General features: G+C 62.5%; 18 protein-coding genes. 4 read left to right on the top strand and 14 right to left on the bottom strand.

Going from position 1 to position 20,614, the window contains the following annotated elements:
- Window positions 1-14 precede the first annotated feature (14 nt).
- Complete coding sequence (locus C1M53_RS13620) at window positions 15-686, bottom strand: GntR family transcriptional regulator (protein ID WP_129412731.1); 672 nt, start codon at window positions 684-686, stop codon at window positions 15-17.
- Between the two features lie 133 nt (window positions 687-819).
- The gene (locus tag C1M53_RS13615) at window positions 820-2,307 is read right to left on the bottom strand and encodes a carboxypeptidase M32 (protein ID WP_129412730.1); all 1,488 of its coding nucleotides are present in this window, start codon (window positions 2,305-2,307) and stop codon (window positions 820-822) included.
- Window positions 2,308-2,441: 134 nt separating this feature from the next.
- Between C1M53_RS13615 and C1M53_RS13610 the strand changes: the two genes are divergently transcribed.
- Window positions 2,442-2,795, top strand: a complete 354-nt coding sequence (locus tag C1M53_RS13610) for a DUF1304 domain-containing protein (RefSeq protein WP_129412729.1) — start codon at window positions 2,442-2,444, stop codon at window positions 2,793-2,795.
- 171 nt (window positions 2,796-2,966) lie between these two features.
- On the opposite strand, the gene C1M53_RS13605 is transcribed toward C1M53_RS13610, so the two are convergent.
- Window positions 2,967-3,800 (bottom strand): outer membrane protein, encoded by an 834-nt coding sequence (locus C1M53_RS13605; protein WP_129412728.1) that lies wholly within the window; start codon window positions 3,798-3,800, stop codon window positions 2,967-2,969.
- 224 nt (window positions 3,801-4,024) lie between these two features.
- Window positions 4,025-5,377, bottom strand: coding sequence for a phosphoglucosamine mutase (gene glmM, locus C1M53_RS13600; RefSeq protein WP_129412727.1), 1,353 nt, complete (start codon window positions 5,375-5,377; stop codon window positions 4,025-4,027).
- A 250-nt stretch (window positions 5,378-5,627) separates the two neighbouring features.
- On the opposite strand from glmM, the gene C1M53_RS13595 reads away from it, so the two are divergent.
- Together C1M53_RS13595 and C1M53_RS13590 are read left to right on the top strand one after the other, a co-directional pair.
- Window positions 5,628-6,482 (top strand): hypothetical protein, encoded by an 855-nt coding sequence (locus tag C1M53_RS13595; protein ID WP_129412726.1) that lies wholly within the window; start codon window positions 5,628-5,630, stop codon window positions 6,480-6,482.
- Between the two features lie 160 nt (window positions 6,483-6,642).
- Window positions 6,643-7,233, top strand: a complete 591-nt coding sequence (locus C1M53_RS13590) for an antifreeze protein (protein ID WP_245488543.1) — start codon at window positions 6,643-6,645, stop codon at window positions 7,231-7,233.
- A gap of 73 nt (window positions 7,234-7,306) precedes the next feature.
- Here C1M53_RS13590 and C1M53_RS13585 read toward each other — a convergent pair whose 3' ends face one another.
- Together C1M53_RS13585 and C1M53_RS13580 are read right to left on the bottom strand one after the other, a co-directional pair.
- Window positions 7,307-8,323 carry an SO2930 family diheme c-type cytochrome gene (locus C1M53_RS13585; protein ID WP_129412725.1) on the bottom strand — a complete coding sequence of 339 codons (1,017 nt, stop codon included), beginning with the start codon at window positions 8,321-8,323 and terminating at the stop codon, window positions 7,307-7,309.
- A gap of 41 nt (window positions 8,324-8,364) precedes the next feature.
- Window positions 8,365-9,603, bottom strand: a complete 1,239-nt coding sequence (locus C1M53_RS13580; protein ID WP_129412724.1) for a parallel beta-helix domain-containing protein — start codon at window positions 9,601-9,603, stop codon at window positions 8,365-8,367.
- An 85-nt stretch (window positions 9,604-9,688) separates the two neighbouring features.
- Between C1M53_RS13580 and C1M53_RS13575 the strand changes: the two genes are divergently transcribed.
- Window positions 9,689-10,327, top strand: coding sequence for a TetR/AcrR family transcriptional regulator (locus C1M53_RS13575; protein ID WP_165358136.1), 639 nt, complete (start codon window positions 9,689-9,691; stop codon window positions 10,325-10,327).
- On the opposite strand, the gene C1M53_RS13570 is transcribed toward C1M53_RS13575, so the two are convergent.
- The 8 genes from C1M53_RS13570 to tolR form a co-directional block, all read right to left on the bottom strand.
- On the bottom strand, window positions 10,328-11,899 hold the full coding sequence (locus C1M53_RS13570) for a sodium:proton antiporter (protein ID WP_129412722.1): 1,572 nt from the start codon (window positions 11,897-11,899) through the stop codon (window positions 10,328-10,330). It lies immediately after the preceding gene.
- A gap of 191 nt (window positions 11,900-12,090) precedes the next feature.
- Entirely contained in the window at window positions 12,091-14,025 is a 1,935-nt protein-coding gene (gene ftsH / locus C1M53_RS13565) for an ATP-dependent zinc metalloprotease FtsH (RefSeq protein WP_129412721.1), read from the bottom strand.
- Between the two features lie 102 nt (window positions 14,026-14,127).
- Complete coding sequence (tilS, locus tag C1M53_RS13560; RefSeq protein ID WP_348630045.1) at window positions 14,128-15,333, bottom strand: tRNA lysidine(34) synthetase TilS; 1,206 nt, start codon at window positions 15,331-15,333, stop codon at window positions 14,128-14,130.
- Between the two features lie 160 nt (window positions 15,334-15,493).
- Window positions 15,494-16,591: a tol-pal system protein YbgF gene (gene ybgF, locus C1M53_RS13555; protein WP_129412720.1), complete on the bottom strand. Its 1,098-nt coding sequence runs from the start codon at window positions 16,589-16,591 to the stop codon at window positions 15,494-15,496.
- 219 nt (window positions 16,592-16,810) lie between these two features.
- Window positions 16,811-17,314: a peptidoglycan-associated lipoprotein Pal gene (gene pal / locus C1M53_RS13550; RefSeq protein ID WP_129412719.1), complete on the bottom strand. Its 504-nt coding sequence runs from the start codon at window positions 17,312-17,314 to the stop codon at window positions 16,811-16,813.
- Between the two features lie 323 nt (window positions 17,315-17,637).
- Window positions 17,638-18,918: a Tol-Pal system beta propeller repeat protein TolB gene (gene tolB / locus C1M53_RS13545; RefSeq protein ID WP_245488598.1), complete on the bottom strand. Its 1,281-nt coding sequence runs from the start codon at window positions 18,916-18,918 to the stop codon at window positions 17,638-17,640.
- A 73-nt stretch (window positions 18,919-18,991) separates the two neighbouring features.
- Window positions 18,992-20,143 carry a cell envelope integrity protein TolA gene (locus C1M53_RS13540; protein ID WP_129412717.1) on the bottom strand — a complete coding sequence of 384 codons (1,152 nt, stop codon included), beginning with the start codon at window positions 20,141-20,143 and terminating at the stop codon, window positions 18,992-18,994.
- Window positions 20,144-20,145: 2 nt separating this feature from the next.
- A complete protein-coding gene (gene tolR, locus C1M53_RS13535) occupies window positions 20,146-20,604 on the bottom strand; it encodes a protein TolR (RefSeq protein WP_054313860.1) in 459 nt (152 codons plus the stop codon).
- Window positions 20,605-20,614: the final 10 nt, after the last annotated feature.

The raw sequence follows: 20,614 nt of genomic DNA, 5'->3' as shown, positions 1-20,614 counted from the left end.
CTTTTTGAAGCCGGTCAGGCCGGCGCGAAATGATCGTCGGACAGCCTCTGGATGAGCGCGCCAGAGGCAATGACATGCCCCCGCATCGCGGTTTCCGCAATTTGCCTGTCATCGGCCAGGACGGCTTCGACGATCCGTCGATGTTCTGCGTTGCTGGCAAAGACATCCTCGCGGTCGACCAGCATGCGGAACTGCAGCCAGTAGAGCGAATTGGACAACCTGGTCAGCGTCTCGGCCAGGACGGCGTTGTTGGCAGCCGCCGGAAACAGCGCATGAAAACGCGTGTTGGCTTCGGAGAACCTGGCCATGTCGTTTGCCGCAACGGCATCATCCATCTCGGCCTGAAGCGTCCGCAGTCTGGCAGATTCCGCTTGCAGCGCCGGCAGGGCAAGACCGACAGCCAGCGCCTCCAGGGAACTTCGAACGGCAAACAGGTCATCGACCTCCTTGCGTGACAGCCGGCGCACCGTCACACCTCGATGCGGCTCGAAGGCCAGAAGCCCGTCCACCGTCAGCCGCTGGAAGGCCTCGCGGACCGACGACCGCGACACGCCATGCCGGGAGGCGAGCTCGGTCTCGGTAAGACGTTGGCCCGGCACGAGATGACCACCGCGCACCGCCTGCGTAATGGCTGACGCGACCTGCTGGGCGGTCGAAAGAGGATCGCGATCGGTCACCTGGAGCATGATCCCGAAAAGTTGCCGACTTTTCGGACAAAGATCATACGGCAAAACAAAGAGCCAGAGCATTGCAGGCGATTTTGCTTTCGCCGGAAACGTTCTCGGCAGCCCTGCATCACGCCTGTCGGCCCTGAGCCTGTCACGACTTGCCGTAGCGCCGCTTCAGATGCGTGATGAAATGCGCCGCGTTCAGCTTTTCGCCGGTGGCACGCTCAAGAAGCTCGGGCGTCGAATAGCGTGAACCCTGCGACCAGATGTGTTCCCGCCGCCAGCCATTGACGACATCGAAGTCACCACGGGCGATGTCCTCATCCGCTGCAGGATGCTCCCTGGTCAAGGCTGCCCACTGCTGGGCAGCCATCATGGCACCAAGCGTATAGGAGGGGAAATATCCAAAGGCCGCGGAAGGCCAATGCACGTCCTGCATCGGGCCGTCGGCGGCATTGTCGATGGTCGAAAGCCCCAGATAATCGCGCATCCTGGCATCCCAGGCCTCGGGCAGGTCAGCAACCTCGAGGTTGCCCGAAACCAGATCCTGCTCCAGTTCGAAACGCAGGATGACATGCAGCGGATACGTGACTTCATCCGCATCGACGCGGATCAGTCCGCGCTCGACACGGTGCACATGCGGCAGGAGATCCTCCAGCGTCCAGGCCTCGCCGAGATGCTTTTCGACCACCGGCAGTGCCCAGCGCCAGAACGCCGGATTGCGGCCGAGCTGCTTTTCCACGAACAGGCTCTGGCTTTCATGCACCGCCATGCCGCGTGCCTTGCCGAGCGGCCAGTGCGACCACGCCTTGGGCAGGTTCTGCTCGTAGAGTGCATGGCCGGTTTCGTGCAGCACCCCCATCAGCGCCGACAGGAAATCCGAGGTCTTGTAACGCGTGGTGATGCGTACGTCGGTCGGCACACCACCGCAGAACGGGTGATGCGACACCGAAAGCGAGCCGTGGTTGAGGTCGAAACCGACGGCCACCATCATCGCCAGGCCCAGTTCGCGCTGCTTGTCGATCGGATAGACTCCCGACAGCGGCTTGAGTGGTCGTTTCGCCAGGTTTTCGCTCTGAACGGCGAGCGCTTCCGGTACGAAGTCCTTCAGGAAGGTCTTGAGTTCGGCGAAAACCGGAGTGATGTCCGCGGCGCGATTGCCCGGGTCATACTGCTCCATCAGTGCATCGTAAGGGGACAGCTTGAGAACGGCGGCCCGCAAGCCGGCCTCTTCGCGCACCAGTGCAACGATGTTCTCGAGCGCGGGGCGAAAGCCCGCCCAATCGTTCCTGGCGCGCAGTTCCCGCCACAGCTGCTCCGAACGCAACCGCGCCGCTGTCTGCCGTTCGACGAACTCTGCCGGCAGGCACGTCAGATTGATGTACTGGCGCTCGAATTCCCGCAGCGCTGCCTGCTGGTCTGCATCCAGTGCTTCGGCCCTTGCGCCGGCAATCCAGTCTGCAACCTCCGGCGCGGTGGCCTGGCGATGATACATGCCAGCCAGGGTGGCCATTGCCTCGGCCCGTTTCTCGCCGCCGCCGACAGCCATATGGGTTGCCTCGTCGGCACCCAGAATGGCCTGTGCATGCTCCAGGGCCTCGAGCTTGTGGCCGAGTTCATCCAGTTTCTTGAACGACATTGCTTCACCGGGGATCATGAATGGGGTCGGCGCGAACAGACATCAAGCCGCGAGCCATGGCAACCCCATCCGAATGGCTTGCGCGAAAGACGCGCATGCGGGAACATCCCGACCTTGACGGCAAGGGGGAGACAATGATCGCGAGCATTTTGGTCGGCCTGGTCGCGCTGATCCACGTCTACATCGTCTATCTGGAAATGGTGTTGTGGAACACGCCGCGCGGCCACAAGGCTTTCGGCCTGACCCCCGAATTCGCTGCGGCCTCGAAAGTGCTTGCAGCCAACCAGGGCCTTTACAACGGCTTCCTTGCGGCAGGGCTGATCTGGGGACTGTATCTCGGCGAAGCCGGCTTCCAGGTAAAGACCTTCTTCTTGCTCTGCGTCCTGGTTGCCGGGCTCTATGGCGCGGCTACGGCAAACCGCAAGATCCTCTACATCCAGGCTATCCCGGCTGCGCTGGCGCTGATCGCGCTGTGGCTGGGCTGGTGATCTGCCGACGTTCCCCCTAGGCAATTCCAGCAAAAGCGCGCAGCGATTTTGCGTCCGGAATTGCATGAAACAAATAACCAGAGCATTTCCGCTTCTCTTCCAAGCGGAAATGCTCTGAACGAAAAACCGCCCGGCATTGCCGGGCGGGTTCTGAAATTTTCGAGGCAGGGATTACTTCGTGTAGACCGGTTCCGGCTCCGGCACATAGACGGGCGGGGGCGGCGCGCAATCTGAGCGGCCACCGAACTGATAGCGCAGGCCAGCACGCACTTCGTGCGTATTGATGCCCTTGTCGAAGCCGGGGCCGCCGCCGACCTTGTAACCGAACATGCCGCCACCGTTGATGTGGCTGTAACGATAGCCGACATCGAGCTTGGTGGTATCGGTCAGGCAGTAGGAAGCACCGGCCATGACTGCGTATGCGAAACGCCAGCCTTTCTTGCCTTCGTGCTCGAACTCGCCATCCGGGTCCTTGTTGACCAGGGTGTTCCATTTAAGGTTCGCACCACCGATACCGGCGCCGACATAAGGTGTGATGCCGTGCCAGGTGCCGATGTCGACATAGGCGTTAGCCAAAAGGAGCAGCGCCGAATAGGAGCTGGTGTCGGTCGACGTACAGGGCAGGCCCGTGCCGCAAAAACCCGACGTGCCGCCGTTGAACTTGGTCTTCGACCAGTAGTCCAGGGTAACGTCGGTGCGGAAGTATTTGGTGACCTGGTAGCCAACGCCGCCACCGATCGAGAAGCCGCCCTTCAGCTTGTGCGTGTCGAAGGTCCCGACAAAGCCACCAGGAAGGACATATTCCGGGCTGCTCATATTGGATTTGCGGTAGCCGAGATCACCACGGATGTACCAGCCGCCATATTCGGCTTCTTCATAGACCGGCGCCGCGACGGGTGGGGCTTCCACCACCGGCGGCTCGGCCAGATCCGCCGCCAGCGCCGGCGCGGCGAGGCCGGACAGCAGCAAGCCGGCCACGGCTGCCTTCCTTCCGAAATTGTACATCCTTGTCACCCTTGAGACGTCGGAGCACGGATCGCGCCCGAACATGATTGACCTCGGGTGTGGATAATGAATTGCAAAGGTTAAAAGGCGTTTAACCGTATCAGTTAACTATACTCGTCTAGATTTCTGTCGAAACGCGATGGCGAAGACTTCGCCAGAACGCACACGACCCGCCGAAGCGGGTCGTGGGATTCAGCCTTGTCGCGAAGGAAAACGAAACGAATTCAGGCGGCGCTGCGCGCCTCGGAAATCACACCGATAATGTCGTTGACGACGTCCTCGACCAGCTTGGGGTCGTCGCCCTCGGCCATGACGCGGATGAGCGGTTCGGTACCCGAAGGGCGAATGACCAGACGACCCTTCTTGCCGAGGCGGTTCTGTGCCTCTTCGATCGCGGCCTTGACCGGGGCCTCTTCCAGCGGCTTGCCGCCGGAGAAACGCACATTCTTCAGCACCTGCGGCACCGGCTCGAATTTCTTGAGCAGTTCGCTGACCGGACGGTTCTGGCGCTTGACGCAGGCAAGTACCTGCAGCGCCGAGACCAGGCCGTCGCCGGTGGTCGAGAAATCGGACAGCACGATATGGCCAGACTGTTCGCCGCCGACATTGAGGCCATTCGCGCGCATATGTTCAACGACATAGCGGTCGCCGACCTTGGTGCGGTGAAGCTGCAGCTTCATACCGGTCAGGAAGCGCTCCAGGCCGAGATTGGACATGATGGTGGAAACCACGCCGCCGCCGGCCAGACGGCCGTTCTGGTGCCAGGATTCGGCGATCAGCGCCATGATCTGATCGCCATCGACGACCATGCCATTCTCGTCGACGATGACAACGCGATCGGCATCGCCGTCCAGCGCGATGCCGATGTCGGCCCGAACCTCGTGGACCTTCTTCTGCAGCTCGGCCGGATGGGTGGAGCCGCATTCCTTGTTGATGTTGAAGCCGTTCGGCTCGACATTGATGGCGACAACGTCGGCACCGAGTTCCCAGAGCGCGGCGGGCGCGACCTTGTAGCCAGCGCCGTTGGCGCAATCGACGACGATGCGCAGACCCGACAGTGACATGGCGCGTGGCAGGGTGCGCTTGGCGAATTCGATGTAGCGGTCGTGAACGCCATCGACGCGCTTGGCGCGACCGAGGCTGTCGGAATCGGCCAGGGCCATCTCGACATCCTCGTCGAGCATGCTTTCGATCCGCTCCTCGATCTCGTCTGAAAGCTTGTAGCCATCCGGGCCGAACAGCTTGATGCCATTGTCGTGGTAAGGATTATGCGAGGCCGAGATCATCACGCCGATATCAGCACGCAGCGAGCGCACCAGCATGGCGACGCCCGGCGTCGGGATCGGTCCGAGCAGGAACACGTCCATGCCGGCGGCACACAGGCCGGCCACCAGCGCGTTTTCGATCATGTAGCCGGAAAGCCGGGTGTCCTTGCCGAGCACGGCGCGGTGACGATGGCTGCCACGCTGGAAGGAAAGACCGGCAGCCATGCCGACCTTCATGGCGATTTCCGCCGTCATTGGGAACTTGTTCGCGCGACCGCGAATACCATCCGTTCCGAAATAACGTCCCGACATCTACTACACGTCCCTGGCTGTTTGCCCGAAGGCTGCTAATGCCACAACTGCCCGGTGCCAAGCCATCACTTTGTGTTATAGTATGTCATGAATCTTAGAAATTTGTTGCCCCGCCAAAAATGCGACGCAATGGTCACAATGCTCGCCGATAAGTGCGGGAGGAGATGCGGCTGCTGCACTAGCGCAGGTATGGCTTGCGCGCTATTGCTCGCATGGGATTGATTGTGAGTGGCACAACGGAGAGAACGCTATGCTCATCGATCGACTTGCTACATTGACGGGCCTTGCCGTCGTGACCCTGTTCCTGGCCCAGCCGGCCAGCGCACTCACGATGGCCGAGTGCAGCACCAAGTATAACGCGGCCAAGGACGCAGGCACGCTTGGCGGCCAGACCTGGAACCAATTCCGCAAGGCACAGTGCGGCACCGACGCCAGCGCAGCCGAGGAAGCCAAGCCGGCCAAGAAGGCAAAGGCCGCTGCCGAGGACACCAGCAAGCCGGCGAAGAAAGCCGCCGCCGCGAGCGACGACGCCAAAGGTCTTACCGCCAAGGAATGTTCGGCCAAGTACCAGGCTGCCAAGGCCGCCGGCACGCTGAACGGCTTGAAATGGAACGACTTCCGCAAGGCTCAGTGTGGCCCGGGCGCGAGTGCAGCAGTCGACACAACCGCTGCCCCGGCCAAGCCCGCCAAGGCTTCGACCAAGGCGGCTGACGCTGCCGCTGGCGGCAAGGGCCTGACCATGGCCGAGTGCTCGACCAAGTACCAGGCAGCCAAGAGCGGCGGTACGCTGGGCGGCCAGAAGTGGAACGACTTCCGCAAGGCCAATTGCAGCGCAGGCGCCAATGACGACGACTCCGTGCCTGCTGCCGACGAAGCCACCTACACCAGCGACCCGGAAACCCCGACGGCCAAGGCGCCGAGCGGCGTCAAGTTCCCGAGCGCCGTTGCGAAGAAGTATTCGTCCGAGTCGCCGGGCAAGGCACGTATGCACACCTGCCTCGACCAGTACTACACCGCCAAGGACAACAATGCCCTCGGTGGCCTCAAGTGGATCCAGAAGGGCGGCGGTTACTACAGCCTCTGCAACGCCCGCCTGAAGAGCTGACCGACGGCGCTTCAGCGCCAAATCAGCGTCAAGTACAAGGAATCGCGTGAGTTTCGCTCACGCGATTCTTTTTTTGTCCCGACAGTGAGATTCTTGTGGAACGTAAGAAGAACAAATAGTATACAAACAGCGTTTACTAGCTCACGCATCGGGAGGTTGCATGCGAGTTCTTTATCTGGCGGCCACTGCCGCGACTATCTTGTTTCCACTCGGCGTCATGCCGGCCAGCGCGCTGACGATGAAAGAGTGCAGCGCCAAATATCAGGCCGCAAAGGATGCCGACACACTCAATGGAATGACCTGGACCGCTTTCCGCAAGGCGGAATGCGGTTCCGACACGGCTGATGCCGGTGACGCTGCAACTGCCGTCACCGCGGAGAAGGTTGCCTTCGTTTCCTTCAAGGAGTGCGGCGCCCGCTACCAGGAAGCCAAGCGCAACGATGAACTGAACGGTCGCGGCTGGGACGAATATCGGACCGCGGAATGCGGTCACACGCTGGACAAGAAAGAGGCATCCGCCGCTTCGGCCTTGGCGAATCCGGCGGAAGCACCGGCCGGCGTTACCTTCCCGACTGAGATCGCTGCCGATTTCAAGGACGAAACGCCGTCGAAGGCGCGCATGCATTCCTGCCTGAAGCAGTATCACGCCAACAAGGAGGCAGGCACGCTTAACGGGCTGCGCTGGATCCAGAAAGGCGGCGGCTACTACAGCATCTGCAGCAAGCGGCTGAAAGCCACTCAGCCAGCCTAGCCTGATTGGACATCAAAGGGTCGCGAACCACGAGGTTAGCGACCCTTTTTCTTTGCCCACGCATCCGTTGCAGCTAACGCAACGAGGCGATCCAGTCGGCGAGTAGCTTGACCGCATCCGGATCGGCTATATGCCGGCCGAGCTCAGGCATCATCACGCCGGGTGCCGTGCTTTCGACGCGGTAAGTCACGATCGAACGATCGGGCTCGCCGGGCACGATATCGAATTCGCGATCGCCGGAACCTCGCCCTGCCGCAGCCGGCCGCTTCAGCACACCGTACCGCACCGGTACATTCTCGCCAAATGTCAGGAAGAGGCCCGTATTGCTGGCTGGTCCTTCAGCACGATGGCAGTGCGCACAATTGACGTCCAGCCATGTGCGGGCCCGTTTCTCAAGGGGCGCAGCATCATCGCGCCAATCGGTGGCGGCCGGTATTTCCGCAGTTTCAGGCACTCCGGCAAGCAGGCCAGCCGCACGCCAATGGGCAAGCTGGTTCTCGGCTCCGTTCGCATAAGCGTAGTCGATGTTCAGGTTGCGAGCCTTCGGACCGAGCGGCGTGATCTTGCCGTTGAAGGCATGGCATGCCTTGCATTGGTTCTTGTTGGGCACCGAATAGTCGAACGACAGCGGCGCTCCATCGATTCCGATCGTCGCGATCGCAATTTTCGCGCCGGCAATCTTCAGCGTGGCGTCGGTCTGCTGGTCGTTCCACAGATAAGCCCAGGCCAACCAGCCATCCGCATGATGCAACAGAACCCGGGTCTCGATCAGCCGCAGTTTCTCGCCCGGTTTTCTATAGTCTGCAGGAAAGGCGAAAGTCTTGACCAGCGCAGCTCCCACCGGAAAATCGAAGGCTTCCGTGGGATCGTACTTCACGGCCTGGCCATTGGGTACATAGACGAAGCGGAACTTCTCGGCGCCATCCGAAAACAGCGGCGTCGCCAGGCGAAACGGCACGACACCGGACGCCGGCGTCTGTTTTTGCAGATCTTCGAAGAAACCGAACTCGGACAATTGCTTCGGCGGCGTTGCACCGAGAATTGCCGTGTCGGAAACGGCTCGAGCGGAAACGGTCAGCGAGGCAATCATTCCCGCTGCCAAAACCAGGGGCCTTGCAAGCCTGGCAAATCTCACGCCCCGCCGTCCTGTGGCAGTTTGACGGGCGCCGGTTCAGGCAAGCTGCCCTTGTAGGCTGTAATATCGGTATCGGGCCACCAACCCCAGGGCAGCAGAAGCTGCGACAGCATTTTCAGATTGACGAAGCTCGTGCCTTCCGCCTCGTCGACGTAAACCTGGTTCTCGGCGGAAACCCAGCTGAGATATTCGGGAATCCTTGTCACGCCATCCCAGACAATGTCCGGTACGGGTGTGCCTGAGATGTCGGTGATCATCTTGCCCACTTCGCCGTCGGGTGCGTTGCCGCCTTCGCCATAGGTGTTGCCGTGCACGAAGACACCCCGCGGTACGAACATGTAGTTCTTGTCGTCGTAGTCCTTAGGATAGGCGCCGATCAGCACATGCGTGGTGCCGTTGCCCGACAGGCGATTGCCGAACACATGCACGTTGCGGTTCGCCATCACCATGATGCCGGTGCCTTTCGGCACCATCGCCACGGTATTCCCCTTGGGGGCGAAATTTGCCGTGTCGTTGTCCACGACATCATTGTCGAAGACACGGATGTCGTGGCCACCTTGCACCGGCAGGTTTGGCAGATCGAAAATCAGAATGCCACCGGTGTTGTGGGTCGCGACATTCTTGTAGACGTCGGCGCGCATGGAGTTTTCGATCTCTATGCCCGCGACATTGTATTCGGCTCTTGAGTTGCGCACGATGATGTCCTCGCTCTGGCCGACATAGATGCCGGCGTCGGAGGCACCGCGCACGGTAACCCTGTCGATCAGCACATGCTTGGAGGAGACGGGATAGACGCCGTAGGAGCCGTTTTTCTCGTTCGGTCCGTTCGTCCATTCAACGCGCAGATTGCGGAAGGTGATCTGTTTTGAACCTTTGGATTTGACACCGTCACCCTTGGCGTCTTCGACTGCAAAGTCTTCCAGCACAACGCGATCGGAGGTGACGAGCAGCCCTTCGCCCGAACCGGTCTGGCCTTTCAGCGAAAGGATCGTCTGATCGGGGCCTGCGCCTTTGACGGTCACGTCATCGGCGTCGAGCGACAGACCTTCCGTCAACTCGATGCGCCCCGGGCCGATCGTGACGGTGTCGCCCGGTTGCGCGGAAATCAGCGCCTCGACGAGTTTCTCCGCCGCGCCATCTCCGGCAGCAACAGCAATCTCCGCTGCGGAAGCGGGTGCAGCCAGGAAGGCCACATACCCAAGAAACAGTGCTGCCTGCACCTTGGTTGAACGCATCGCCCTCTCCCTTGCGCAGCGTCGTTTTGTCCGGACAATGCGCCCGCGCTGGACAACTGTCAACAAAGATGAAAATGTTTCACTTATGGATCGTCCGACCGCCCGCTCGAAACCTGTCGAACCACGCCAGCGCCGCGCGCTGAAAACGCGCACCGCCTTGCTCGAAGCCGTGGAAAGCGTCGTCGCCTCGGATGGACATGACGCGGTAACGACAACCCGCATCGCCGCCGAAACCGGCGTCGCGGTCGGCACGATCTACCGGTATTTTATCGACCGGGAGGCCTTGCTGCTTGCCGCCTACGAAGCAACTGTTGCACGCATCGTCACACAGTGCCTGGCAACGCTCGACGCACTGCCTTCGGATCTGAAGGCAGTCGACGCCGCCCGCGCCCTGCTCTCACGCTATCTGGAAGAGGCCGACTCCATTCCTGCCCATACCGGCCTGCTCGCGGCAATGCGGTCCATCCGGCCGATCGAGACCGACCAGCAAACCGATGCCCATACCGGCATCACAGGCGACCTGCTTGTGCCTTTCCTCGCACGCTATGCAACGGGCCCGGAAAGCCTCGAGCCAGTACGGCTCCGCTTTCTGAGCGTGATGGTCAGCACCATGGTCGACCTCTACCTCGTCACCAGCGATGGCAATGCCCGTGCCAGCCTGCGCGAGGAGATCGAAGCTCATGTCGCGCTGATGGTGGAGCGAATTGGCCGGCAGGCTGCCTGATCAGGCGGGAGCGCTTCGCCCGACCGCGCTGAGCTCGGCCCAGTCGAGTTCTTCTTCCAGCACATGGAATGCGTCGTCGCCGATGACGAAGGTCCGCCTCAGTTCGATTGCGCGGGCGCGGGCAGCGGTGATGGCTTGAAGCCGCAGGGCACCACCTGGCAGACCTGCCGCCTGATAAGGCTCGCTCCCGACCTCGCATAGCTCGACAATGGCACCGTATTCCTTGCGCAACAGCCTGGCGGCGAGACTGTCTTCCTCTCCAATGGCTGCAACGGCCGCCTTGTAGGCTTCAACGCGTCCGTGCCGCACCTCCCGTCCAACGGGATCGTCGTCGGAAAGGCCCAGCCACAGGATCAACGGCCGCAAGGTCAGCCCCTGCAACACCAGCGTGCCGAAGACGACAGCGAATGCAGCAAACAGGATGAGATCGCGATAAGGGAAAGGTGATCCGTCACGCATCGTCTCGGGTATCGAAAAGGCCGCGGCAAGGGTGACGATGCCACGCATGCCGGCCCAGGAGATCACGATGCCGCTCGCGCGTGTCGGCCTCGACATGGGCCGCGGCGGATTGAAGCCATAGCGCTCGATGCGCCAGCGGATCAACTTGTTGTAGCTCATCACCCAGGCGAAGCGCGTGAGAATGACGACGGCAAGGATGGTCGCCGCAAACAGCACGTAGTTGCCGCGCATATCCGGCGTCAGCCGCTCCCAGATCGGGCCGAGCTGCATGCCGATCAGCACAAAGGCCATGGCGTTGAGGATGAAGACGACCGCTTCCCAGACGGCGTAGACCGGTACCCGCAATCTGGCCGGCATGCTTGGCCCACGCGTGTTGGCGATCGTCATCGCATAGACGACGATGGTCAGGATGCCGGACAGGCCGATCGCTTCGGCAGCAATCCAGACGCCAAAGGTGACGGTGAACTGGGCGATGATCGAAGTCGGGAAATCTTCGAAGCGCAGGGCCGGCGTGAGCACCCGCGCCAGCGCATATCCGGCCGCCACGCTTCCGAAAACCGTCAGCAGGAAAACCGGCACACCGCTCGACAGCGAAAGCCCGCCCCCCAGCACCGCCATGACGGCCAGCTTGTAGAGCAGCAGCGCGCTGGCGTCGTTGAGCAGGCTTTCGCCTTCGAGGATCTTCAGGAGACGGTGCGGCAGCTTGACCTGCCGCATGACGGCGGTCGCCGCTGCCGCGTCCGGCGGCGCTACGATGGCGCCGAGCGCGACGGCGACTGGCCACGGCATGCCCGGCACCAGCCATCGCGCCACCAGGGCCACGGCGAGCGTGGTCAAGCCGACAGCCATCAGCACGAGGCCGGTCACCGGCAGCCAGTTGTCGCGAAGATCGCGCAGGGAAGTGTCGTAGGCGGAATCGACCAGCACCGGCGCCACGAACAGAGCGAGTGCCAGATGTGGATCAAGCGTCCATTGCGGACTGCCTGGCAGAAACGGGATCAGCACGCCGCCGACGGCAAGAAAAGTCGGATACGGCACGGCCAGCCGTCTCGCCAGCGCCGAAAGCAGCGCGGCGCCAAGCAGAAGCGCGATGATCCATTCGAATGTCTGCATGGCCGTACCGGTCCGTGTCCTTACAGTGTGGGACTTCGGGGCTTGGCGCTCGTGAGCACGAACGCTTCCGGCGACAATAGCGGCGATTGCGAAGCTCGTCTTCAGCCCCATTCGCAAGCATCGACAAGCACGGTCCTCAAAAGAAAACGCCGCGACGAAGTCGCGGCGCTTTCAATCAATCCAGGCAAGCCTTAGTTCGAAGGCTGTGGCTCCATGCCGCCTTCAGGCTCCGGCCCCTTCTTGCGGCGGCCGCCCGTACCGGCCTTCGGCACAGCCGATCCGCGCGCGGTCGGCGTATCGTCGCCAAGGTCACGCGACGGCTTCTGGCCCGCGATCAACTGCTTGATCTCGTCACCGGAAAGCGTCTCGTATTCGAGCAGGCCTTCGGCCAGCGCGATCCAGTCCTTCTTCTTCTTGGTCAGGATCGTCTTGGCAGTCGAATAGGCTTCGTCGATCAGGCGGCGCACCTCGGCGTCGATGATCTGCGCGGTCTCTTCCGACACGTTCTGCGTACGCGCCACCGAGTGACCGAGGAACACCTCTTCCTGATTCTCGCCATAGGCGACGTGCCCGAGCTTGTCGGAGAAGCCCCAGCGCGTGACCATGGCGCGCGCCAGCTTCGTCGCCTGCTCGATATCCGACGAGGCGCCGGAGGTGATGTTCTCCTTGCCGAACTTGAACTCCTCTGCCACGCGGCCGCCCATCATGATGGCAAGACGCGAGATCATGTATTTGTAGCTCATCGAGTAGCGGTCGCCCTCGGGGAGCTGCATGACCATGCCCAGCGCACGGCCGCGCGGAATGATGGTCGCCTTGTGCAGGGGGTCGGCCGCCGGCACGTTGAGCGCCAGGATGGCATGGCCGGACTCGTGATAGGCGGTCAGCTCCTTCTCGGCCTGCGTCATGGCCGAGGAACGGCGCTCCGCGCCCATCATGATCTTGTCCTTGGCGTCCTCGAACTCCTGCATGGTGACGAGGCGCTTGTTGCGCCGCGCCGCCATCAGCGCCGACTCGTTGACGAGGTTCATCAGGTCGGCACCCGAGAAGCCCGGCGTGCCGCGCGCGACGGTCTTCAGGTCGACATTCGGCGCCAGCGGCACGTTGCGGACATGCACTTTCAGAATCTTCTCGCGGCCGACGATGTCGGGGTTCGGCACAACGACCTGGCGGTCGAAGCGGCCCGGACGCAGCAGCGCAGGATCCAGCACGTCGGGACGGTTGGTGGCAGCGATCAGGATGATCGACTCGTTGGCTTCGAAGCCATCCATCTCGACCAGCAACTGGTTCAGCGTCTGCTCGCGCTCGTCATTGCCGCCGCCGAGGCCGGCGCCGCGATGACGGCCGACCGCATCGATTTCGTCGATGAAGATGATGCAGGGAGCGTTCTTCTTGGCCTGCTCGAACATGTCACGGACGCGGCTGGCGCCGACGCCGACGAACATCTCGACGAAGTCCGAACCGGAGATGGTGAAAAACGGCACGTTGGCTTCGCCGGCAACCGAACGGGCCAGCAGAGTCTTGCCGGTGCCGGGAGGGCCGACCAGCAGCACGCCGCGCGGAATCTTGCCACCCAGCCGCTGGAACTTCTGCGGGTCGCGCAGGAATTCGACGATTTCTTCCAGATCCTGCTTGGCTTCGTCGACGCCGGCGACATCCTGGAAGGTGACGCGGCCATGCGCCTCGGTGAGCAGCTTGGCCTTGGATTTGCCAAAGCCCATCGCGCGACCGGAGCCGGACTGCATCTGGCGCATGAAGAAAATCCACACGCCGAGGATCAGGATCATCGGCAGCCACGAGATCAGGTAGCCGAACAGCGTGTTGGAGCCGTCGGTTTCAGGACGGGCGTTGATGACGACATTCTTTTCCTCGAGCCGCGAGACCAGCGTGGGATCGCCGGGCGAGTAGGTCTGGAAGCCAGCCGCATTGTCGGCATAGGTACCGGAGATGCGCTCACCTGCGATCGTCACCGCCTTGACGCGTCCCGAGGCGACATCCTGCAGGAACTGCGAATAAGGAACGTCCGTGGAAGCCCCACGGGTCTGCGGCGTCTGGAACAGATTGAAGAGAGCGATCAGCAGCACCGCTATAATCGCCCAGAGCGCGAGATTACGATAGTTCGGATTCATCGATTGTCCCGTTGGCGCCCGGTTTAGGGCGCGGATCCTTGAAGAGTTAGGCCTAACATAGGGAGAGCGCTCCCCCTTGCCAAGCATAAGAACATGGCTCGGTTAAGCATTAGCGCTCGCTTTGGATCCGTCAGACGCTCTCAGTGGTGACACAGGGAGGGAGGGAGCGCCGATGAGCGCCGAAACGGCGCGTGCGACCTCCAGGTCGAAGCCGGACAGGAACTGTGCGAAAGGTGCGACGACAGGAACGACCTCCACCCCCGGCAATTGTCCGGGTTCGCCCGGGGAACCAAGGCAGATGTCGCCTTGCCAGACCGCCGGCTCCGCTGCACGGGCGGCACGAAACAGGCTTGCCGGAGCCTCCTCTCCCACCGAGGCCGGGCTTTCCAGAGCCCCCTTGCGCCCAAACGGAGCGATCACGCAACCCTCGACGTCGTCGTCGAAAGTGATGCGATACCGCCCATCCCAGACGGCTCCATCCGACAACGTTGAGGCGGCTGGAAGGCCACGGGCTTCGCGGTGGAGAAAAATGCCTGCGCGGCGCACATCCATCACCGTCCGCGACAATGTAGCGCGACCTGTACCGGCCGCTGACATCCGCAAGAGCCCCGCAACGCGATCCTTGTCTGGGAGGAAGGGCGTCCCTCCCGCAACGGCAAGCAGGACGCGCAGAGCCCGGAGTACCGCCTGTGGGTCGGTTTCGGCCACGAATTCGGGAGCAAGACGGATGAGCCCCGGGGCCAATCGCCTGCCGTAGCGATCGATCAGAGCGGCGGCACGGCGACCGAGATCCTCGCGCTCGGGTGCGACCCGGCGCGCCGTGGCCAGAAGATCCTCGACGCGGTTTTCGTCGGCCGCGAGCATGGCGCGCGCACGCGGCCGCTCGAATGCGGGGTCGAGATTGGTTGGGTCGTCGATCCACCCGCGACCGCTCACTGTCAGCAGCGTGCGCAGGGCTGAACGGCGTTCGGCCAGTAGCGGGCGCAGGATCCAGACATCGCCGTCATAGAGTGTCGCGGGCGCCATGCCGGCCAGCCCCGGCCCTTCGTCGCGCGCCTGCCGCATGACGACGGTCTCGGCCTGGTCGTCGGCGGTATGGCCGGTCACGACGATGCCGACCCCTTCGTCGCGGGCGACACCGGCAAGCAGCCTGTAGCGCGCTTCGCGTGCGGCGGCGGGAATGCCGCTCGAAGGTTTGGTGCCTTCCCAGACAACGGTGCGGTGGACGATGCCCAGTTCCTCGCACAGGCCGGCAACGATTTGTGCCTCGGCAGCGGATGAAGAACGCAGGGCGTGATCGACGGTCACGGCATGAGCCGCGCCGAAGGCAGAAAACGGTCGAAATGGTTCTTCAGGAGAACAAGCAGAGCGGTCGAGTCACTGCCGCCGGAAATGGCGGCTATGGCGCCTTGGCCGAAATCGATCCGCGAGATAAGCATAGCCGCAGGCGTTGAGCCCGCTTGTTGCATCAGCACGAGGCGAGCGCCCGCTCCTGCTTGACGCGTTCCTTGAGGGCGCTGGAGGCGTCGGGGTAGCGCTTGCCCACCTCGGCGAAAGTCGCGCAGGCGACGTCGCGCTGCTTGAGGCCGATCAGCGAGATGCCGAGCTTCAGCAGCATGTCGGGGGCCTTCTTGGATTTGGAGTAATCCTTGCTGGCGGCCAGGAAGACTTCGGCCGCATCGCGGTATTTCTGTTGTCCGAGCAGGGATTCGCCCAGCCAATAATGGGCGTCGGCCGCCTTGGCGTCGGATGGATAGCGCTGGATATGCTGGCGGAAGCCTTGTTCCGCGGTGTTGTAGTCGCCCGAAAGCACGAACTGATAGGAATTGCGGTAGAGTTCATCCGGGCTGTTGGTCGACGGCAGCGAAGCCACCACGCCACCGCCCTCGGCTGGTGCCTGCGAGGCCGAGCCTGAATTCGGAACATCCGCCGGCGGCACGGCGCTGATGACATTGCCGTTCTTGTCGACCGTGATGGTACCGAAGGAGGTTGCCGGCTTGCCCGTGACCAGCGTCCCTGGCTCGCCATTGCCGGAATCGATGATGAGATCGCCAACCTGGTCGCCGGTTTCGCTTTGTCCGCCGGGCGGCACCGTCTGGCTGGCGGATTGTCCCGGCACGGAAGGCTTGGCGCCGGCGGTAGCCGGCGCGGAAGGCGCGGCCGAGGCGGGTGCCTGGGCCACGCTGCTGCCGCTGGTGGCGGCGTCGGACTTCTTCTGCGGAGCAGCACCGCCACCCTGCTCGATCTGCTGGAAGCGGAACTCGTTGTCTTCCTGAGTCTTGCGCAACTGTTCCTGCAGCTGCAGGATCTGGAAGTTCAGTTCTTCGATCTTGCCATTCATCTGGCGGATCTGGTCCTCCAGGCCGACTGAGCCCGATTGGGCAAGCTGCACCGGCTCACTCTTCTTTTCCTTGCCGCCAAATACGCCCGGAAGTCCGAAGCTCGGCAAGCTGAAGGAAAAGCCGTCTTCAGTGGTCCGCACAGGTCCGGCAGCACTGGCGGGTGCGATCACACTCGCTGCGAGCAGGACTGCAAGCGTCCCGCTCAGGATTGTTCTAAAATGCATTGGTCTCTCGCCATCAGGGTCAAAACAGATCATCGCCCGGAAGCGGCCATCGCCTGGGAACGATTTGCCGACCCGAACGCATCCGCTTTTAGCAGGGCGCGAGACTTCGGCCAAATTTTGTTTCAACCAGAAACAAGGATGCGTTCGGCCAAGAAAAAAGGCGGCCATGTGGCCGCCTCCCGCAATTCCTGTGATGTCTCCGACCGCGGCCGGCAGCAATCAGGAGCCAGCGCCAGACAGGGTGGTGACCGCGCGGCGGTTCTGCGACCAGCACGAGATGTCGTCGCAGACGGCGACGGGGCGTTCCTTGCCGTAGGAGATCGTCTTCAGGCGATTTCCCGCCACACCCTTGCCGATCAGGAAGTCGCGGGTCGCGGCAGCGCGGCGGGCGCCGAGCGCCAGGTTGTATTCGCGGGTGCCACGCTCGTCGGCATGGCCTTCGACGACGATGGCGTACTGGCCATACTTGTTCAGCCACTGGGCCTGGCGGCCGAGCGTCTGCTGCGCGTCAGCGCGGATCGAGGAAGAATCGGTGTCGAAGAAGATGCGGTCGCCGACGTTGACGGTGAAGTCCTGAGCCGAGCCAGGGGTGGCAGCACCGCCGCCCAGGCCGAGATCGGCCGCGCTGTTCGGGGTCTTCTTCGAGGCGCAGCCTGCAATCGCCAACGAGGCGACCAGCGCGATCATGACCGGGTTCGTGGTAAGCTTTGCGATACGGCGCATGCCGCCTCTCCTTCGCATTCGAGTGATTTCGTTGATCTGCCAGTAACCACGTTTGGGTTAACCGGCGCTCAAGAAACACGGTTAAAATTCTGTTGCGGCCGCCGTCCGCGACCATCGCCGCGGCTTGCAGTCAGGTAGACCAAGATCCCGCGACACGCTTGACGCTGCACTGTACCGCCCGGAAAGCGTAGCCGGCTTGCGCTGCCCACTCTGATCCCCAGACCATTCGGTCGAGGCTCTAGCCCGAAATGCGGCCAAAACGCGACCAAGGCACGAAAAAGGGGCCACGAGGCCCCTTTCTGTAGAGTTTCAGGATCAATCCGTCATTCCAGAAGCGGCGACCAGGCCGGGTCGGAGCCGAAGCCGGAAGTCGGGATCGGCTGCTCGTTGCGGCCGGTCAGGTCGATCGAATAGAGCTTCGGGCCGCCGCCGCTCTCGCGGAAGAACATCAGCACACGTCCGTTCGGCGCCCAGGTCGGGCCTTCCTGCTGGAAACCTGTCGACAGGATGCGCTCACCCGAACCATCCGTCTTCATCACGCCGATCTGGAACTGACCGCCACCTTGCTTGGTGAACGCGATCAGGTCACCGCGCGGCGACCATACCGGCGTGGAATAGACGCCGTCGCCGAAGGAGATACGGTGTGGATTGGAGCCGTCGGCGCCCATGACATAGATCTGGGAGCGGCCACTGCCGCCGCCGCGATCCGAAGTGAAGACAACCTGCGAACCATCCGGCGAATAGGACGGCGAGGTGTCGATCGCCGACGAGTCGGTGAGGCGTGTGGTCGAACGGCTCCTCAGGTCCAGCGCATAGATGTTGGAATTGCCGTCGTCGCGCAGCAGGCTCATGATCACCTTCTGGCCATCCGGCGAGAAGCGCGGCGCAAACGTCATGCCGGGGAAATTGCCGACGAGTTCGCGCTGACCGGTCTCCAGCTGCAGCAGGTAGACTTTCGGCACACCGCTTTCGTAGGACATGTAGGTGATTTCCTGCCGGTTCGGCGAGAAGCGCGGCGTCAGCACGATCGCTGCGCCATTGGACAGGAAGCGTGCATTGGCACCGTCCTGGTCCATGATGGCGAGGCGTTTCTTGCGCGCATTCTTGGCGCCCGTCTCGTCGATGTAGACGACGCGCGTGTCGAAATAGCCCTTTTCGCCGGTCAGGCGCTCATAGATCGCGTCGGCGATGATGTGGGCGACACGGCGCTGGTTGGCTGCGTTCGCGAAGAACTGCTCACCCGCCAGTTGCTGGCCTGCGAACGTATCCCACAGACGATACTCGGCACGGATACGACCGTCCGCTTCCTTGTTGACACGGCCGGTCACCAGCGCCTGGGCGTTGATGACCTTCCAGTCCTCGAAGCGAGGCGTCTGGTCGGGATTCGATATCTTCTCGATGAAGGCACCCTTGTCGATCGGCGCGAACAGGCCGGAACGTTTGAGGTCCGCTGCGACGATGCCGGATATTTCCTTGCCGAGATCACCGGACGACTCGAAGTCGGTGATGGCGATCGGCAAGGGCTCGACATTGCCCTTGTTGACGTCGATCTCCACCAGGGCATGCGCCGGCAACATCGCAAGGCCGCTCATGCCGGTGGCCATGGCGCCGATCAGAAAGAGTGTCTTGAAAAGATGCTTCATCACGAATTCCTGTTTCATATCCGAGTGATAGACATCACATGCCCATGTCGCTCGGGTTGAAAGTGACTTGAATTTCGGACCAGATGTCCTGCTTGCCTGCTGGAAGTATCAGCCCCGCCTGATCGCACTTCTGGATCGCTCGCACCGCGCTTTCGTCGTACGAACGGTTGCCGCTGGAGGTCTGGACCGTCGGGCGGCCGTCCAGCTTGCCTGACTGATCCACGTTGAATCGGATGACCGCGACCAGCGTTCCGGCATCCTGCGCACCGGCCGGAATGGTCCAGCAGCCGCTAAGCTGCTCACGCAGAGCGCCCATTTCGCTGTTGCTCAGCTTCTGGCCGTTGGTCCTGTCGCCGCCGAGCGACGACTGCTGGCTGGATCGCTTTGCACCACCACCGGAAGGTTTGTCCTTGTTCAGGAGAGCAGAGACCTTGTCGTTGAAGGCATCGTCCTCGGACTTCTGACGCGAGGATGCCTCCTTGACCGGCTTGTCCGAATTCTTGCGGTCCGGCGCCTTGGCGGTTTCAGCCTGGGCCTGCTCGGGACGCGGCTTTGCTTCGGGCACCGGTGCTGAGTTGGGTAGTGCAGCGGACTCCGTCGGCTCCGAAGCGATCGCCTCGGCCACCGCGTCCGGCTTCGCCGGCTCTGGCTTCGCCTCGGCGGGCTTCTGCTCGGCTGGCTTCGGCGCCGGCTCGGGTTCCTTCGCCGGCTGCGGCTTCGGCTCGGGCTGCTTGACGGGATCGGGCTTCACGTCCTGTTTTGGCTGTTCAGCCGGCGCGACTTCCGTTGCCGGCGTCGGCTTCGGCTCTTCCTTGGGCTTGGGCGAGTCTTCGGGCTTGGGCTTTTCCGTCGGCGTCGGCGCCTTGGGTGCCGATTCCGTGTTCTCGACCGGCTTTGGTTTCGCGGTCGGTGTCACCGGCTGATCGGTATCGACGCTGTTCTCGCCAATCTTCTGTGCATTGGCAACGATATCGGGGCGCTCGGTCGGTTTTGGCGCCGGCTTGTCACGCGCGGTCGACTTCTTGTCGCCCTGCACCGACTGCGCAACATCTTCCACCGGGACGATGTCCACGGGAAACGACTCGACGTTCATGGGCTGGAAAGCAGGCGGAGCCCTGAGCGTGAACAGGCCGAACCCGATCACGGCAGCATGCAGGATCACCGATGTGGTGAGGCCGGCCTTCAAGGTTATTTGTCCTGTTCCTGCAGCGTGACCAGGCCGAGGTTCTTGTAGCCGGCGGCCGAGATGCGAGCCATGACCTTCATGACCGTGCCGTAGTCGGCGGCCTTGTCACCACGGATGAAGATGCGCTCCTCATAACCGGTCTTGGCGATGGCCTCGAGCTTCGGCACGACCTCTTCGAGCGGGATCACGGTTTCCTGCAGATGGATCTCACCGGCCTGGTTCACCGAAACGGTGATCGGCTGGGTTTCCGCATTCATCGGCTTGGCCTGCGTTTCCGGCAGGTCGATCGGCACGCCGACCGTGAGCAGCGGCGCCGCCACCATGAAGATGATGAGCAGCACCAGCATGACGTCGACGAACGGCGTGACGTTGATTTCCGACATCAGGCCGTGATGGCGGCCACGCCGCCTGTGACCGCGTCCACCGCGTCCCGAACCGCCCGAGCTGACTGACATTCCCATCGTCGTAATT

Source organism: Mesorhizobium sp. Pch-S, from assembly GCF_004136315.1.
Classification (GTDB): Bacteria; Pseudomonadota; Alphaproteobacteria; order Rhizobiales; family Rhizobiaceae; genus Mesorhizobium.
This window is presented reverse-complemented; position numbering and strand designations above follow the sequence as displayed.

Coding starts and splice junctions, on each gene's coding strand:
- C1M53_RS13615 (WP_129412730.1), bottom strand. CDS start 2,307: ATGTCGTTCAAGAAACTGGATGAACTCGGCCACAAGCTCGAGGCCCTG.
- C1M53_RS13570 (WP_129412722.1), bottom strand. CDS start 11,899: ATGCAGACATTCGAATGGATCATCGCGCTTCTGCTTGGCGCCGCGCTG.
- C1M53_RS13575 (WP_165358136.1), top strand. CDS start 9,689: ATGGATCGTCCGACCGCCCGCTCGAAACCTGTCGAACCACGCCAGCGC.
- C1M53_RS13585 (WP_129412725.1), bottom strand. CDS start 8,323: ATGATTGCCTCGCTGACCGTTTCCGCTCGAGCCGTTTCCGACACGGCA.
- tolR (WP_054313860.1), bottom strand. CDS start 20,604: ATGGGAATGTCAGTCAGCTCGGGCGGTTCGGGACGCGGTGGACGCGGT.
- C1M53_RS13595 (WP_129412726.1), top strand. CDS start 5,628: ATGCTCATCGATCGACTTGCTACATTGACGGGCCTTGCCGTCGTGACC.
- C1M53_RS13590 (WP_245488543.1), top strand. CDS start 6,643: ATGCGAGTTCTTTATCTGGCGGCCACTGCCGCGACTATCTTGTTTCCA.
- ftsH (WP_129412721.1), bottom strand. CDS start 14,025: ATGAATCCGAACTATCGTAATCTCGCGCTCTGGGCGATTATAGCGGTG.
- C1M53_RS13605 (WP_129412728.1), bottom strand. CDS start 3,800: ATGTACAATTTCGGAAGGAAGGCAGCCGTGGCCGGCTTGCTGCTGTCC.
- glmM (WP_129412727.1), bottom strand. CDS start 5,377: ATGTCGGGACGTTATTTCGGAACGGATGGTATTCGCGGTCGCGCGAAC.
- pal (WP_129412719.1), bottom strand. CDS start 17,314: ATGCGCCGTATCGCAAAGCTTACCACGAACCCGGTCATGATCGCGCTG.
- C1M53_RS13580 (WP_129412724.1), bottom strand. CDS start 9,603: ATGCGTTCAACCAAGGTGCAGGCAGCACTGTTTCTTGGGTATGTGGCC.
- C1M53_RS13610 (WP_129412729.1), top strand. CDS start 2,442: ATGATCGCGAGCATTTTGGTCGGCCTGGTCGCGCTGATCCACGTCTAC.
- C1M53_RS13620 (WP_129412731.1), bottom strand. CDS start 686: ATGCTCCAGGTGACCGATCGCGATCCTCTTTCGACCGCCCAGCAGGTC.
- ybgF (WP_129412720.1), bottom strand. CDS start 16,591: ATGCATTTTAGAACAATCCTGAGCGGGACGCTTGCAGTCCTGCTCGCA.
- tolB (WP_245488598.1), bottom strand. CDS start 18,918: ATGGCCACCGGCATGAGCGGCCTTGCGATGTTGCCGGCGCATGCCCTG.